Origin of the sequence: Rhodococcus sp. YH3-3 (assembly GCF_001653035.1) — a bacterium.
Classification (GTDB): domain Bacteria; phylum Actinomycetota; class Actinomycetes; order Mycobacteriales; family Mycobacteriaceae; genus Rhodococcus_F; species Rhodococcus_F qingshengii.
The window spans coordinates 1-1742 of record NZ_BCWH01000019.1 but is presented as its reverse complement, the minus strand read 5'-3'; the positions used below and the strand labels follow the sequence as shown (position 1 = coordinate 1742).

The window sequence follows — 1742 nt, the reverse complement described above, 5'->3', positions numbered from 1 at the left end:
CCTGCCGCTGGGCAGTCGATGCATCACCTGTCCGAACGGAATCGACCGGCCCCACGCTGATCACTGCTCCCACACCGCCGAAGCACTTCAACCGATCCGTCACTGCAGCATCATCGAGAAGCCGTCCTCGACACCGGCAGGTCCCGGGCCCGCTGGCTGTGATGTCTTCGCGCTGGCGGCGTCGGCGGGGAGAGGATTTCGCAGTGAGCAGCACCGCTCTCTCCGGGATCGAGGCGACCACCGAATCCGGCCCGCGGTGCTGCACGAAACCTTGGGGGCTCCATCGAGCCAGCGGCAATCCGGCCCGTGGTTGCCTTACCATGGAGCGGTGACTGCTAAGCGTTGCCGATCCACCGCCGATCCTGCCGAACCCCTTTCCGATGCCGAGCTGCTCATCGGCCTGGTGGTCTCACCATCCCTGAGTGCGGTGCTCGGCCCCGAGGTCACCACCTCGGTGCGCAAGATTTTGGTGCAGCGGTATCCGGGAGTGCGCTGGCAACTGAAGATGGCCGAAGACCGGCTGGTCGATCCACCCACCGAGACCTTGGACCTGCTGGAGGCGGCCCGAAACCGCGTGCTGGAGGAGAACTGGGATTTGGCCGTGGTGCTCACCGAGATCCCCCTGAAGACCGGCCGACGTCCGGTGCTCGCCCAGCTCAGCCCCGTGCACGGGGTAGGACTGGTCTCCGTCCCAACCCTGGGAGCCGTGCACGTGCGGCAGAAGGTGCAAGAGACCACCGTGCACGTGGTCGGGCAGCTCCTGGGCTACGACGCCGAAGACCTCAACGCCCAGCGGGATCTTGCTCGAAGAGCCCACCAGCTGTCCACCGATCTCGACGAACGCCCGGACGACAACGTCGTGCAGTTCACGGCCCGAGTGCTGAGCGGCAACGTGCGGTTGCTGCTGGGCATGATCCGCGCCAACCAGCCTTGGGCCTTCGTGGCCCGGCTCTCCCGGGCGCTGGTCGTGGCAGTGGCCACCGGCATGCTGACATTGGTGGCCTCGGACCTATGGGTACTGGCCATGGCCTACGGGCCGGTGCGCCTGGTCCTGCTGGCGGTGATGGCGATCGGGGCGGTGAGTGCCACCCTGATCCTGGGAGCCGACTTGTGGGAGCGCCCACGGCGGCGAGCCCAACGTGAGCAGGTGATCCTGTTCAATTTGGCCACCACCGCGACCGTGGCCATCGGGGTTGTGGTGTTCTACCTCGTCTTATTCATCCTGTCCTGGGTCGGCGCGCTGCTGCTCATCGACGAGCAGGTACTGGCCGGTGTCGCCGGTCACCCAGTGAACGCTTTGGACTACGCGAAGATCAGCTGGCTCACCGCCAGCCTGGCCACCGTGGGCGGAGCACTAGGAGCTGGACTGGAGGACGACGATGTGGTGCGCGCCGCTGCCTACACCCGGTCCAGCACCTGACACAGCCCCAGCACAGAAGAAACTGAAACATCTACGCGTTGATGCCACGTCTATGCAGGTGTCATTGCCGGTCGCGATGACTTGGTGGGCTCAGCGCAGTGCGCTGCCTCGTACTCGGCGGGTGGGGCGTTGCCGAGGCGGGTGTGCGGGCGGGCGCTGTTGTACCTGTCGATCCGGGATCCGCACCGCCCTGCCGGACGCGCGGATCGCAGTCGACAAGTGGCATCTCGTCGCCCTCGCCAACCTCATGGTCACCCAGGTCCGTCAACGGATCACCCGGCAACTGCACGGCCGCCGCGGCACCGCCACCGACAAAGTCTGG

2 protein-coding genes are annotated in these 1742 nt (G+C 66.4%); both read left to right on the top strand.

Annotated elements, in window-relative coordinates:
- The first annotated feature begins 328 nt into the window (after window positions 1-328).
- Window positions 329-1420: a hypothetical protein gene (locus YH3_RS34605; protein WP_064442819.1), complete on the top strand. Its 1092-nt coding sequence runs from the start codon at window positions 329-331 to the stop codon at window positions 1418-1420.
- A partial coding sequence (locus tag YH3_RS37490; protein WP_371595655.1) for a transposase occupies window positions 1380-1742 on the top strand: 363 nt, incomplete at its 3' end. The genes YH3_RS34605 and YH3_RS37490, both read left to right, overlap by 41 nt.